The following is a 12,662-nucleotide window of genomic DNA, read 5'->3' as shown; positions in this document are numbered from 1 at the left end:
GAGGTGTTTTTTATTCCCCAAACGGCAACGCCTGGGGTGCGCATGAAAAATGCGACTGGGACGGTATATGTTGACGGGTATACTTGTCCCGGTTTTAAACGCAGGAACGGAGATGGTCGCATGGCACAGCCGGATACGACGCGCACGGTGGGGCTCGCGCTCGAGGGAGGCGGCTACCGCGGTATGTATACGGCGGGCGTGCTCGACGTATGGATGGAGCACGGCTTAACTTGCGACCATATGGTGGGTGTCTCGGCGGGCGCGGCGTTTGGCTACAACTTTAAATCGCGCCAGATCGGCCGCGCCATTCGCTACAACAAGGCCTATTGTGCCGACAAGCGCTATGCAAGCGTGACCAGCTGGCTGCGAACCGGCGATATGTTCAATGCCGATTTTGCCTATCACGAGGTGCCCATCGAGCGCGATCCCGTCGACCTGGAGACATATCGCGCCTGCCCCATGCGGTTTACGTGCGTGTGTACCGATATCGAGACGGGCAAGGCCGTCTACCACGACCTGCCCTATGGCGACGAGAGGGATATCGAGTGGATCCGGGCATCGTCGGCGATTCCTGTGGCGACGCGTCCCGTTGCCATTGAGGGCCGTAAGTACCTGGATGGTGGCGTGGCCGATTCTATTCCCAGCGCATGGCTGTTTGCACAGGGGTATGACCGCAATATCGTGGTACTCACGCAGCCGGCGGGCTTTGTGAAGCAGCCCAACAGCGTGATGCCCATGCTGCGGCGCGTGTTCCGTCACTACCCGGAGTTTGTCGCAGCGCTTGAGCATCGGCATGAGGTCTACAATGCCACGCTCGATGACCTGGCACGTCGCGAGTCTGCCGGCGAGGTCTTTGTGGTGCGGCCGAGCGAATCGGTGAAGGTGCCGTCGCTGTGCCGCGAACCGGATGAGCTCGAGCGCATCTACCAGGTCGGTCGCCGCGATGCGGAGGCGACTTTGCCGGCGTTGGAGGCCTACCTAGCGGGGTAGGGGTTGCATACGGAAAGCGCATCCCGGAATGGAGGTCCAAACTGGGATGCGCTTTCCGCTCTAGAAGATATGAGACTGTGAATCAGCTGCTCGGCTTATGCCTATGCCTGCTGCCAGGTGTCGACGAGCTCCTTGGCTGCGGCGTGGGGGTCGTCGGCACTGCAGACCGCGCTCACCACAAAGAAGCCGTCGACGCCGGTGGCCTTGAGCTGCGGCAGGTCGGCCGTCTTGACGCCGCCGCCCACCACGATGGGCACGGGGCTTGCCGCGTGGAGTGCGGCCAGGTCCTCAAAGCTTTTGGTGATGATGGAGCCGTCGGCCGCGCGTCCGCAATCGCGCTTGGTCTCGGTCTCGTGGAGCGGGCCGATGCCCAGGTAGTCGACCAGACTCATGTCGGCGGTCTTGACGTATTCGAGCATCTCCTCGCAGCGGGCCGAAAGGCCCACGATGGCATCGGGGCCCAAAAGTTTGCGGCAGACCTCGACGGGAATATCGCTCTGGCCTACATGCACGCCATCGACAGCAATACCCTGCTCGCGCGCGGCGAGTACGCAGTCCAGGCGGTCGTCGATTAACAGGGCGACCTGACCGGTCTTGCCGGCCTGTGCGATTGCCTGCGCGGCGTCGCCGGTCAGTGCGATGATCTCGCGGGCGCTTGCCACCTTGGAGCGCACCTGGATGCAGGTAAAGCCGGCATCGAGCGCCTGGGCCACCACATCGCCCACGGGACGTCCCAGCGTGTTTTCGGGGCCGAGTACCAGGTAGGCCGAGATATCAAGGTTGTCGCGGATGCTCATCGTGCTTCCTCCTGCTTTTTGATCTGCGCTTCCATGCGCTTGAGTTTGCCGGTCATGGTGTCGGTAAATCCGGGTCGAATATCGGCTTTGAGCACGACTTCGGTGCGGATACCCTTGCTTGCCAACACAAAGGTCGCATCACGCACGACCTGCATGACCTCGTCCCAGTCGCCCTCGATCTCGGTGAACATCGAGGTGGTGCGGTTGGGAAGGCCGCTCTCGCGAATGACACGCACGACCTCGGCGACCTCGGCGGAGAGTTCATCGCCGGTGCCGCATGGGGCGATGGCCACGGCGACGAGCGTGTTCATGCCGGTATTGGTTGCGGGCTCGGACATGGCTTATGCCTCCTCGAGCCCGGGCTGGTTGTTGGCGATGTCTTGGGCGGTCGCGCGGTAGAGCTCGTCGATAAAGGCGACCTTAAAGCTTGCCGGGGCATCGGCTACAGCGGCGGCACGCGTGCCGGCCACGTTGTAGACCGCGGTGCCGCAGACTGCCGCCGTAAACGGATCGGTGACGCAGGCGTACACGGCCAGCACGCCGCCCTGCGAGCAGCCGCAGCCGGTGATTTTTGACATGAGCGGGCTGCCGCCGTGGGACTTGGCCACCGTCGTGCCGTCGGTGATCAGGTCGACTTCGCCCGAGACCACTACGGCGCCGCCGGTGTAACGGGCGAGCGCCACGGCGGCATCGCGGACGGCGTCGACTGTGTCGGTGGTATCGACACCGCGCACGCGGCTCAGATCAGCCGCCTCGCCCTCAAGACCCCACAGGCCGGCGAGCGCGATGATCTCGGAGGCGTTGCCGCGCACGATGGCGGGCTTGTACTGCTTGAGCTCGTTTACCAGCTGGGTGCGCAGGCTGCCGATGCCCAGGCCCACCGGATCGAGCACCCAGGGCTTGCCGGCGTCGTGTGCCGCCTTGGCCGCGCGGGGAATCGTCTGCTCGTAGATGGGGAAGAGCGTGCCCATGTTGAGATAGATGGCGCCGCCGCCGGCAACGAGCGCCTCGCCCTCGTCGGGCAGATAGACCATGGCGGCCGAACCGCCCACGGCGAGCTGCGCGTTGGCGACAAAGTCAATCGTCACCGTGTTGGTGATGGAGCCGGCCATTGGATTGGTGGCGCGAATCTCATCCACGGCCTTGACCATATGTTGCTTAAGCTGTTCTGAATCAATCACTGCACATGCCTCCTTGGCATAGAAAAGGGGCGCTGTGCATAGACAGCGCCCCTGTAAAGGCGGCATGCTCCCTACGCCAGCATTAACTGACAGGTTCAAAGGATTGGGCCCCATGCCCTCTCAGCCTTGTGGTTTGCACCGCCGGCACTCCCGCATCGAATCTGTTGTTCCCTATACTAACGCACCTGCCAAAAAGGGACAGGTTTATTTTGGCAGGTCGTTACAATAGGTAGGACCGATACGAATGGGGACCTCATGATCAAACTTGTGCTGACCGATATGGACGATACGCTGATTCCGGCCGGGCGTGACGGCGCCAGCGATTACGCCATCGAGGGTATTCATGCCATGCAAGCGGCGGGTCTGCACTTTGGTCCGGTTTCGGGTCGCCAGCCGTCCGCGATGGGCTGGATGTTCAAAAATCGTTCCGAGTGTTTTTCGACTGGCGCGTTCTGTAACGGCCAGGTGATGTTTGTCGGCGGCGAAGTAGTCGCCTCGCACGCAATCGACAACGATGCTCTGATGCGTTTGGCCGACTATCTGAAGCAAGAGACCGACGATACATTTCTAAAAGTCTATAGCCTGGGCGATGACTTTTGGGGCAACGATGCCTATTGCGTGACGAGTGATCCCGAGCGCGTTCGTCGCGCCATGGAGTCGGGCGGCAACGCATGGCTCAAAGGCGAAGAGGCCCCGTGCCGTCCCGTCGTCGATGAAGCGCCGGTGTTCAAGGCGAATATCTGGAGTGCCCGTTCGCGTGAGGAGCTCGCGGAGCTACGCGAGCGCGTTGCCGCTGAGGTGCCGGAACTCTCGCTCGTGTTTCCCAACAACCGAGTGCGCCTGTTTGACATCCTTCCGGCTGGTTGGGACAAGGGCTGCGCTGCGCTGGAGCTGGCGCGCGCTTTGGGCCTGACGCCCGATGAGGTGGCCGTATTTGGCGATTCCGATAACGATCTGCCCATGATCGATGCCGTCCCCAACTCCGTTGCAGTCGCCAATGCCAACGAGGCTGTCACGGCTGCCGCGCGCTGGCATATCGGCGCTGCGGCAGACGATGCGGTCGCCGGGGCTCTGCATCAGATTGCCGCCTGCGCTGCGACGGGGGAGATGCCGCCGTTTATGCGTCAGGTGAGCACGACTGGTTTCGACGTCACGAACGTCTAGGGAGAAAGCTATGAAGCTTCAGCAGCTCAGGTATGTCGTCAAAGTTGCCGAATGCGGCAGCATCACCGAGGCCTCGCGCCGGCTCTTTGTGTCGCAGCCTTCGATTACCGCATCGATTCGCGATCTCGAAAACGAGATGGGCGTGCATATCTTTGAGCGCACTAACAAGGGCGTCGTTGTGTCCGAGGAAGGCGAGACCTTCTTGGGCTATGCGCGCCAGGTACTCGATCAGGCCGACCTGCTCGAGGGCAAGTACAAGGGCGCATCCGAGCAGGTGCCACACTTTAGTGTGAGCTGCCAGCATTATTCCTTTGCCGTTAACGCGTTTGTCGACGTGATTCGCGAGTTCGATGCCGCGCGTTACGACTTTACCCTGCGCGAGGAGCAAACCCACGAGATTATCGAGGACGTCGCGCACATGAAAAGCGAGCTCGGCATCCTGTATCTGTCGGAGCACAATCGCGAGGTCATCGAGCGCATGCTGGCGGCCAACGAGCTCGTGTTCGAAGGGCTCTTTTGCGCCGCGCCGCACGTTTTTGTGTGTGCAGACCATCCGCTGGCTGGCCGCTCCAGCGTGACGCTCGAGGACTTGGAAGACTACCCGTTCCTGTCCTATGAGCAGGGCAGCTATAACTCGTTTTATTATTCCGAGGAACTGACCTCGACCTTTGAGCGTCGTAAGAATATCCGCGTGCGCGACCGTGCGACGTTGTTCAACCTGGTCATGGGCCTCAACGGCTACACGGTGTGTTCGGGCGTGATCAGCCACGAGCTCAACGGCCCCGGTATTATCTCGATTCCGCTCGATGTAGACGAGTACATGGAGATCGGCATCATCACGCGCAAAAATACGACGCTAACGCGCTATGGGCAGGCCTATATCGACGCGATTCGTCAGCACATCTAGGCTGCCGTGTTCCGCGCGGAGTCAAATCTCTTTATTGCGGCCCAAACTGATATAGGAAGCATCTATATCAAACTGTTATAAACATATATTTTACGATGGCCATATGAGCGCTCATACTCTGTCCCAGTAAAGCAACCAATGCAAAGGGAGATATCTATGAGCACTTCGATTCAACCGAACGCGCCGTTTCGCGCCGATATCGTCGGCAGCTTTCTTCGTCCGCAGGCTGTGAAGGACGCCCGTGCCGCCTATGCCGCGGGCACACTCGACGCCGCCGGTCTTAAGGCCGTCGAGGACGAGGCCATTCGCGACTTGGTGGCTAAGCAGAAGGCCGCCGGCCTACAGGTCATCACCGATGGCGAGTTCCGCCGCAGTTACTGGCACCTCGACTTTATGTGGGGACTCAGCGGCATTGAGCGTCGTACCTCGCGCACGGGCTATATGTTCCACGATGAGGAGACTACCGCCGACACCGCCGTGGTAACCGGTCCCATCAGCGGCGAGAACCATCCGTTCGTCGAGCACTTTAAGTTTGTCAAGGCGCTTGAGGGAGAGGGCCAGGTCGCGCGGCAAACCATTCCGGCGCCGATCCAGACGTTCTCCGAAGTTACGCTCGACCGCTGCGACGGCCAGCAGGAGAGTCTACGTGCCGTTTATAAGACCGACGAAGAACTTGCCGATGCCATCGCTGCAGCATATCGCACCGTGATTGCCGACCTGTATGCCGCAGGCTGCCGCAACATCCAATTTGATGACTGCACCTGGGGCATCTATTGCGATACCGACTTTGTGTCCAAGACTGGCATGAGCCCGGTTGACCTGCAAAAGGTGAGCGAGCTGGGCGTGGCGCTCAACAATGCCGCCATCGCGGACAAGCCCGACGATCTGGTCATCAACACGCATGTATGCCGCGGCAACTACCACTCCACCTACGCTTTTGAGGGCGGCTACGACCCCATCGCGCCGTACCTGTTTGCGCATGAGGATGTCGATGCGTTCTATTTGGAGTTCGACACGCCGCGCGCCGGTGGTTTTGAGCCGCTCAAGTACGTTGCTCCCGGCAAGAAGGTCGTGTTGGGCCTGGTGACCACCAAGGTCGCTGAGCTTGAGGACGAGGATGCCATCGTCGAGCGCATCCGTGAAGCCGCAAAGTACGTGCCGCTCGAGAACCTGTATCTGTCGCCTCAGTGCGGCTTTGCCAGCTGCGAGATTGGCAACAAGCTGACCGAGGATGAGCAATGGGCAAAGATCGCGCTGGTCAAGCGCGTTGCCGAGCGCGTTTGGAAATAGCGCTAGTGTTTGCAGGTGGCGGCGCGTGCGAGGCATAGTGTATCGCGTACAATGGTTCGGATCGTATCGTTCGGGCAGGTTATCCGATATGCCTGATCGCCCTTCCATTCGAAAGGACATCCATGTCCCAGTCCTCGACGCCCGCCGTCAGCGATGCCATCTACGACGCATCGTCGCTCGGCCGCCCGCGCATGTTCCTGCTCGGCCTACAGCACCTGTTTGCCATGTTTGGCGCCACGGTGCTGGTGCCCGTGCTCACCGGCCTCTCGGTATCGGCAACGCTTTTGTTTGCCGGCTTGGGCACGCTGCTGTTCCACTTCCTGTCGCGCGGTAAGGTGCCGGCATTTTTGGGCTCATCGTTTGCCTTTATTGCCGGTTATGCCGCAATCGCGCCCAACGGCGAGACCGAGCTTTTGCCCTACGCCTGCCTGGGCGTAGCTTGTGCCGGCCTGCTCTATCCGGTGCTGGCGGCCCTGTTCCGCGCCTTTGGCGCCAAGCGCGTCATGCGCTTCTTTCCGCCGGTGGTGACTGGCCCCATCGTCATTTCCATCGGCTTGATCCTGGCAAGTTCCGCTATTGCTAACTGCCAGACCAACTGGCTTGTGGCTGTCATTGGCGTTGCCGTTATCGTCATCTGCAACATCTGGGGCCGTGGCATGGTCAAGATCGTGCCGATTTTGCTGGGCGTTGTGGTGAGCTATGCCGTTGCGGCTGCGCTCGGCGAGGTTGATTTCTCGGGCGTTGCCGCCGCTCCGTGGGTCGGTCTGCCCATCGTGTGGGACAACACCGTGTTTGCACTCTTTGGGCCGCAGTTCGATAGCGGTCATGCCACGACGGCCATCATCACCATCATGCCGCTGGCCTTCGCGACCATGATCGAGCATATCGGCGATATCTCTGCTATCGGTTCGACTTGCGAGCGCAACTACATTGCCGATCCCGGTCTGCATCGCACGCTGCTCGGCGACGGCCTTGCCACGATTCTGGCTTCGCTCTTTGGCGCTCCGGCCAACACTACGTATGGTGAGAACACCGGCGTGCTCGCCCTGACGCGCGTGTTCGACCCGCGCGTAATTCGAATTGCCGCGTGTTGCGCCATCGTGCTTTCGTTCTGCCCCAAGTTCGCGGCTGTCATTGCGACCATGCCGGCGTGTGTGATCGGCGGTGTGTCGCTTGTGCTCTACGGCATGATCAGCGCTGTGGGCGTCCGCAACCTCATCGAGAACCAGGTCGATTTCCAGAACAACCGCAACGTGCTGGTTGCCGCGCTGGTGCTCGTGCTTTCGCTCGGCATCGCGTACAGCACCGCCGGCGCCATCGTGTTGGGGCTGGGCGGCGTGACCATTTCGCTGTCCGGCATTGCCGTGGGCTCACTGGTGGGCATTGTGCTCAACGCCATCCTGCCGGGCAACGACTTTGAGTTTGATGTCTCCGAGCTTGAGGAGGCTGCTGAGTAGCAGCTGCGTTCAGCTAAAACAAGATATGGTGCCCATGCGTATATGCGTGTGGGCACCATTTTTAATGTGTCAGTATCCAGTGGATGCCGCGGGCCATGCGTAAGTCGGTTTGGGCAAAGTGATTGCCGGGGTTGAGCTCCAGCGTTGTTGGGATGCCGCGCTCGACGAGCAACGCTTCCATCGCGCGTGTGTCGTCGAGTACATGCCGCATCATGCGGTTGGGCGTCTTGGGTTCCTTTTTGCCGAGTGATAGATAGACGGCTTGCGGGCTGCCGGCAAAAGGGGCCGTACTGGCACGGTCGACAAATTTGGGAAACCACAGCGACCCCGATGCGCTCGCCGCGCGGTCAAAGGCGTCGGTTTGCCAGAGGGACCAGAGTGCGAAGAGGCCCGCGAGCGAGTAACCGGCAATGCCGCGCCAGGTGGGCGGCTGAGGAAGCGACGACTCGACCTGGGGGATTATCTGATTCAGCAGCTCATCAAGAAAATCGGCAGCTTGGCCGCCGAAAGGCTCGGCATCGCGTACGGTCCCGTCGCATGCCCAGGGGCTCAGCTCGCGATTCCAATCGAGCCCACCAATGGCGACAAGGGTGAACGGTGGGTAGTCGAGCTCTTGGCAGCGGTCATAAACCTCGCTGCCGTCGCCCATGACTACGGGGAGGTAGATGGCAGGTGCGCTTTCCGCATGATTCGAATAGACGGTTATCTGCTTTTGATGCGCTTCCATGGCAGGCTTCTCTCAGTGTTGTGATATCGGCAGCCCCAATTGTCGCACGCTGGCACATACAGGTTGGGCTGCATTAAGAACAATCGCATGCGCGCCGCGCGAGCGCGAACGGGAAAACGCCACCGCCGGAGGGGAGCTCGGCGGTGGCGTTGCTAAACGGTGTGCGGGCTAGCACTTCTGTGGGTGCCGTCTCGCGCGTTAAAGGCCAAAGGCGTTTATGAGCGCTTGCGGCTCACCACGGCGCCTACGGCGATGGCGGCTGTTCCCGCAAGGGCGGCTGCCACGATGGCTGCGCTCGAGACGTCGCCGGTTGCCGCGAGCTTGCCGGTGGTCTTGGCTCCCGTGGTTGCAACTGCAACGGTCTTGGTCGGCTTTGAGCCCTCAGGCTTGGGGTTCTGCTTGGACTCCGCGGGCTTGCTTTCTGCGGGCTTGGTCTCGTCGGGCTTGGGGTCTTCCGGCTTGGCTACCTCGGGAGGTGCGATGGTCGTACTTTTGGCGACTGCTTTGATATAGAGGGAGTCGACCGTGGCGTCGCCCGTGCCGATGGCTTGGCCTGCCTCGTAGATGCCGTCACGGAGCTTGCGATAGTCAATGACCTTGCCGCCTTCGGGCGTCTGGATGGCGGCGTTCTCAATCTTGATGGTGCCGATTGTCTTGCCGTCAGCGCTCATGGCACGGGCAAAGATTGCCGCTGTATCTCCTTCGGCCGTTACCTTGCTGCGGATGATCGAGATGACTGCGGGTGTGACGCCCTCGCTGGTCTGGGCGATGATGCCGATGTTCTCGCCTTGGGGTTCGCGCCTCGTCTCGCCATCTTGGTTTTCGCTGTAGGGGATGGGGCCGTCGCCGTTCTCGACATAGCGGGCTATGGCCTTGACAACGGAGTCGCTGATGTAGATGTGGCCGCCCTTCTCGTTGGGTCGATCGTTTCTGGTGGAGAATGCAGCCGAAACCTCGCCTTCCGCAAACGCGTCCACGGTGGAGCCGTTCTTGACGACGATGTCGTCCTGGTAGGTGAAGAGGGCGTTGGCGCCACCGTATCTGCCTTTACTTGCACGGACCGTCACGTTTGCATGATCGAGGGTGATGCCCTTGTGGGCATAGACGCCATATTCAACACCGTTTACGTTGAGGGAGGCGTTTGTGGCTGCGAGGCTGCCCTTGGCCTCGACGGCAGCGTCTTTCTCGGAGCTTGCCTTGACCTGGCTGCCGTCCGAGATGTTGATATTACCGCCGCTCCAAAGGGCCTCACCATCGGCTGAGCTTGCCTCGACCGTCCCGCCACCCTTGATGGTGAGGTTCTTGTCGGCTCCAATACCCTTGTCCTTGGTAGCCCTGGCGGTGACGGCTCCGCTGTCGTCAATCGTGATATTGCCGTTTGCCCTGATGCCATCCGATGCACCCGTGGCGTTGACGTTGCCCGAACCTTTGATAGCGAGATCACCTCCGGCATTGATGGCATCAAACCCAGTGCTCGTGGCGTTGACGGATCCGGCTCCGTCGATGTTGATATTACCCGTGGAGAGGATAGCGTCCTCAGTAGATGTCACGCTGAGCGTGCCGCCCTCGTCGCCTTGGATATTGAGCTCGGCATTCTCGTTAGTGCCATGAGAAACGTTGATGCTTTCGATCCATTCGGCAGTGACGATGTTGGTTCCCGAGTAATTCACGTTGAGCTTGCCTGCGGCCTGGATCTCGCCGCCGTTATAGTTGTTGAGCTTCAAGTCGTCGGCGCCGTCCCACGACCAGGTACCGGCCTCGTCGCTCGCCGCGGTGTTGTACTTGTTGCCGCCGACCTTGACCCATTCCGCTGCGAGCGAGACGCTCGGCATGAGCAGCGAGCTCACCGTGAGCGCGCACACGGCGCCCGCGACGATGCGGCGCGTCACGCGGCGCCAGCTGCCGTGCGCGAGTCCTATGCGACGGCGAACGTCGGGTTCGGCAACATGGGTTCCGGCGGTAGTGTCATTGCGTTTGGGGGTCGTGAACAAGGCTGCCATGGTTGCTTCCGTTCTCATAGGGCCTATACGACTAGATTCAGCGTATCTGCTGGATGTTGCCGGCGGTAGTGCCGTTTGGAGGGCAAAATGTCCAAAATCCGGAAGAGGAATAAGCTGCGCACCTACGCGTTGTCGGGCATTAATCACAAAGCGCGGAGCCGCTTGTTGCGACTCCGCTCGCGTGTGCGCCATACGAGTGCAAACAGAAAACGCCACCGCTGGAGGGGAGCTCGGCGGTGGCGTTGCTAAACGGTGCGCGGACTAGGCGGCTTTAAAAGTGTCGGTTCGTGTATGAAGGGCGTCTATGAGCGCTTGCGGCTCACCACGGCGCCTGCGGCGATGGCGGCTGTTCCCGCAAGGGCGGCTGCCACGATGGCTGCGCTCGAGGCGTCGCCGGTTGCCGCGAGCTTGCCGGTGGTCTTGGCTCCCGTGGCTGCAACTGCAACGGTCTTGGTTGTCTTCGCGCCCTCGGACTTGGAACCCTCGGGCTTGGTCTCGCCGGGCTTCTCCTCGGGTTTGATCTCCTCGGGAGGCACGATGACCGTGCTCTTGGCGACAGCGGCGTCATAGGGGGAGTCGATCGTGGCGTCACCCGTGCCGATGGTTTGACCTGCCTCGTAGATAATGCTGCGGCTGTACTCTTGCTCGTAGCGATAGTCAATGACCTTGCCGCCTGCGGGCCTCTGAATGGGAGCGCCCTCGATCTCGATGGTGCCGATCGCCTTGCCGTCCTCGCTCATGGCAAGGGCGAAGATTGCTGCCGTGTCTCCCTCGGCCGTGACCTTGCTGCGGATAATCGAGATGGTCGCGGGCGTGATGCCCTCGCTGGTCTGCGCGAAGATGCCGATGTTCAGGCCCTCGGACTCAGGGATGATTTCGTCGTTCTGGTCTCCGCTGTAGTGATCGGGGCCGCCGCCACCGGTCTCGATATAGCGGGCTATAGCCTTGACAGCGGAGTCGCTGATGTAGATGTGGCCGCCTGACTCGCCAGGGTTGTAGTTTCTGCTGGCGATAGCAGCCGAGAACCCGCCTTCCGCGAGCGCGTCCACGATGGAACCATTCTTGATGACGATGTCGTCCTCGTCAGTGATGAGAGCGATAGTTTGCCAACCGCCGCCCGTGCTTGCACGGACCGTCACGGTCGCGTGGTCGAGCGTGATGCCCTTGCGGCCATAGACGCCATACTCAACACCGCTTGCGTTAAGGGATGCGTTGGTGACCGTGAGACTGCCCTCAGCGTCGACGGCAAGGTCTTCCTGGGAGCTCGCCTCGACCTGACTGCCGCCCGAAATCTCGATGTTGCCATCGGTATAAATCGCCACGTCCTCGATAGAGCTTGCTTCTACCTTGCCACCGCCTTTGATGATCAGGTCACTGCCTGCGGAGATGCCGTAACTTTCGTTTCCTTTAGCGATCACTGTGCCAGAGGAATCGATGGTGGTCTTGCCCTTGGATTGGATGCCTTCGGTGCCGCCCGTTGCATTCACGGTGCCCGAGCCCGTGATAGAGAGATCGCCCTTTGCCTCAATTCCGTCGGCATTAGTGCTTGTGGTGTTCACAGTGCCTGGGCCAGAAATGGAGAGGTCGCCTGTGGATTTAATTGCATCGGTCTCGGCTGTCACATTGAGCTCATCCGTGCTATTCGAGCTCGTTATGTTCAACTCTGCTTTCTGGCTAGTGCCATCCTGCGCTTTGATGGCGGCTCCGGTGTAATCGGGCTCGGTTTTCACGGTGTTCTTGCCCTCGTAGGCAATGTTGAGCTTGCCCTTGGCCTCGATTGCACCGCCGTTATAGCCGTTGAGCTTCATGTCGTCGGCGCCGTCCCAGCTCCAGGTGCCGGCGGCGTCTCCCGCGGGCCCCGCGGCCGCTTCGTGGCGGACGCCGCCGACGTCCACCCACTCGGCCGCGAGCGAGACGCTCGGCATGAGCAGCGAGCTCACCGTGAGCGCGCAGGCCAGGCCGCAGACGATGCGGCGCGTCACGCGGCGCCAGCTGCCGTGTGCGAGCAGCGTGCGACGGCACACGTCAGGCTCGACAAAATGGGCTCCAGAGGTTTTGTCATTGCGCTTGGGGGTCGTGAACAAGGCGGCCATGGTTACTCCCATCCTCATAGGGCCTATGCGATTACGCCCAGCATATCTGCAGGATG

At 60.9% G+C, this 12,662-nt stretch carries 11 protein-coding genes and 1 riboswitch; of the genes, 5 read left to right on the top strand and 6 right to left on the bottom strand.

All coding sequences use genetic code 11. From position 1 onward, the window contains the following. Window positions 1–120: 120 nt before the first annotated feature. Window positions 121–990, top strand: coding sequence for a patatin-like phospholipase family protein (locus I1M21_RS06905; protein ID WP_195192980.1), 870 nt, complete (start codon window positions 121–123; stop codon window positions 988–990). Window positions 991–1,091: 101 nt separating this feature from the next. Here I1M21_RS06905 and I1M21_RS06900 read toward each other — a convergent pair whose 3' ends face one another. The 3 genes from I1M21_RS06900 to thiM are packed head-to-tail and all read right to left on the bottom strand — an operon-like array spanning window position 1,092 to window position 2,968. After that, window positions 1,092–1,787: a thiamine phosphate synthase gene (locus tag I1M21_RS06900; RefSeq protein ID WP_022093951.1), complete on the bottom strand. Its 696-nt coding sequence runs from the start codon at window positions 1,785–1,787 to the stop codon at window positions 1,092–1,094. Then, the gene (locus I1M21_RS06895) at window positions 1,784–2,125 is read right to left on the bottom strand and encodes a thiamine-binding protein (RefSeq protein ID WP_229025665.1); all 342 of its coding nucleotides are present in this window, start codon (window positions 2,123–2,125) and stop codon (window positions 1,784–1,786) included. Before I1M21_RS06895 ends, I1M21_RS06900 begins: the two co-directional genes overlap by 4 nt. Before the next feature lie 3 nt (window positions 2,126–2,128). Then, window positions 2,129–2,968: a hydroxyethylthiazole kinase gene (gene thiM / locus I1M21_RS06890; protein WP_271763051.1), complete on the bottom strand. Its 840-nt coding sequence runs from the start codon at window positions 2,966–2,968 to the stop codon at window positions 2,129–2,131. A gap of 51 nt (window positions 2,969–3,019) precedes the next feature. Next, window positions 3,020–3,130, bottom strand: a riboswitch (TPP riboswitch). A 93-nt stretch (window positions 3,131–3,223) separates the two neighbouring features. Here thiM and I1M21_RS06885 point away from each other — a divergent pair. The 4 genes from I1M21_RS06885 to I1M21_RS06870 all read left to right on the top strand — a co-directional run bounded on the left by I1M21_RS06885 (window position 3,224) and on the right by I1M21_RS06870 (window position 7,786). Continuing rightward, window positions 3,224–4,132 (top strand): HAD-IIB family hydrolase, encoded by a 909-nt coding sequence (locus I1M21_RS06885; RefSeq protein ID WP_195192979.1) that lies wholly within the window; start codon window positions 3,224–3,226, stop codon window positions 4,130–4,132. Window positions 4,133–4,142: 10 nt separating this feature from the next. Beyond that, window positions 4,143–5,039 carry a LysR family transcriptional regulator gene (locus tag I1M21_RS06880; protein WP_195192978.1) on the top strand — a complete coding sequence of 299 codons (897 nt, stop codon included), beginning with the start codon at window positions 4,143–4,145 and terminating at the stop codon, window positions 5,037–5,039. Between the two features lie 156 nt (window positions 5,040–5,195). Continuing rightward, window positions 5,196–6,329, top strand: coding sequence for a 5-methyltetrahydropteroyltriglutamate--homocysteine S-methyltransferase (locus I1M21_RS06875; protein WP_229025664.1), 1,134 nt, complete (start codon window positions 5,196–5,198; stop codon window positions 6,327–6,329). Window positions 6,330–6,451: 122 nt separating this feature from the next. Further along, window positions 6,452–7,786, top strand: coding sequence for a uracil-xanthine permease family protein (locus I1M21_RS06870; protein ID WP_195192976.1), 1,335 nt, complete (start codon window positions 6,452–6,454; stop codon window positions 7,784–7,786). 61 nt (window positions 7,787–7,847) lie between these two features. Here the strand turns inward: I1M21_RS06870 and I1M21_RS06865 are convergent, their stop codons facing one another. From I1M21_RS06865 to I1M21_RS06855, 3 genes are all read right to left on the bottom strand, one after another. Next, on the bottom strand, window positions 7,848–8,513 hold the full coding sequence (locus I1M21_RS06865; protein WP_195192975.1) for an alpha/beta hydrolase: 666 nt from the start codon (window positions 8,511–8,513) through the stop codon (window positions 7,848–7,850). A 215-nt stretch (window positions 8,514–8,728) separates the two neighbouring features. Next, window positions 8,729–10,513 (bottom strand): carbohydrate-binding domain-containing protein, encoded by a 1,785-nt coding sequence (locus tag I1M21_RS06860; RefSeq protein ID WP_195192974.1) that lies wholly within the window; start codon window positions 10,511–10,513, stop codon window positions 8,729–8,731. Between the two features lie 302 nt (window positions 10,514–10,815). Next, window positions 10,816–12,606, bottom strand: coding sequence for a hypothetical protein (locus tag I1M21_RS06855; protein WP_195192973.1), 1,791 nt, complete (start codon window positions 12,604–12,606; stop codon window positions 10,816–10,818). Window positions 12,607–12,662: the final 56 nt, after the last annotated feature.

The organism is Collinsella aerofaciens (assembly GCF_015546965.1).
Taxonomy (GTDB): Bacteria; Actinomycetota; Coriobacteriia; order Coriobacteriales; family Coriobacteriaceae; genus Collinsella; species Collinsella aerofaciens_X.
Note: the sequence above shows the minus strand (reverse complement) of the source record. Positions and strands in the feature narration are given on the sequence as shown.

Excerpts from the sequence above, each read along its gene's own strand:
- I1M21_RS06905 (WP_195192980.1), top strand. The coding sequence starts at position 121 with ATGGCACAGCCGGATACGACGCGCACGGTGGGGCTCGCGCTCGAGGGA.
- I1M21_RS06900 (WP_022093951.1), bottom strand. The coding sequence starts at position 1,787 with ATGAGCATCCGCGACAACCTTGATATCTCGGCCTACCTGGTACTCGGC.
- I1M21_RS06895 (WP_229025665.1), bottom strand. The coding sequence starts at position 2,125 with ATGTCCGAGCCCGCAACCAATACCGGCATGAACACGCTCGTCGCCGTG.
- I1M21_RS06885 (WP_195192979.1), top strand. The coding sequence starts at position 3,224 with ATGATCAAACTTGTGCTGACCGATATGGACGATACGCTGATTCCGGCC.
- I1M21_RS06880 (WP_195192978.1), top strand. The coding sequence starts at position 4,143 with ATGAAGCTTCAGCAGCTCAGGTATGTCGTCAAAGTTGCCGAATGCGGC.
- I1M21_RS06875 (WP_229025664.1), top strand. The coding sequence starts at position 5,196 with ATGAGCACTTCGATTCAACCGAACGCGCCGTTTCGCGCCGATATCGTC.
- I1M21_RS06870 (WP_195192976.1), top strand. The coding sequence starts at position 6,452 with ATGTCCCAGTCCTCGACGCCCGCCGTCAGCGATGCCATCTACGACGCA.
- I1M21_RS06865 (WP_195192975.1), bottom strand. The coding sequence starts at position 8,513 with ATGGAAGCGCATCAAAAGCAGATAACCGTCTATTCGAATCATGCGGAA.
- I1M21_RS06860 (WP_195192974.1), bottom strand. The coding sequence starts at position 10,513 with ATGGCAGCCTTGTTCACGACCCCCAAACGCAATGACACTACCGCCGGA.
- I1M21_RS06855 (WP_195192973.1), bottom strand. The coding sequence starts at position 12,606 with ATGGCCGCCTTGTTCACGACCCCCAAGCGCAATGACAAAACCTCTGGA.